General features: G+C 30.0%; 1 pseudogene. It reads left to right on the forward strand.

The window, feature by feature from the left end:
• Positions 1-83: 83 nt before the first annotated feature.
• Positions 84-267, forward strand: a pseudogene (locus ACWA1B_RS22790) (FAD-binding protein); the annotation flags it as partial.

Below are 267 nucleotides of genomic sequence, written 5' to 3' on the forward strand. Positions count from 1 at the left end.
CTAAATATAAAATCTCATTTCAAAATAGTACTTTTGCATGTTCTTTTCATAGAAAGAAAAGCTAATAGAATAAAAACACAAAAATGCCTAAAGAACTTTTACTTCAAGTTACACCAGAAATTGCTGCAAACGAATCATTGCTAAAAGACCATTTGTCTAAGCAAATCAAAGTTTCGGTACAAGAAATTCAGCATGTTTCGATTTTAAAACGCTCTATCGACGCACGTCAGAAAGCGATTAAAATCAATTTGAAAGTTCTTATTTATG

The organism is Flavobacterium xizangense, assembly GCF_054075145.1.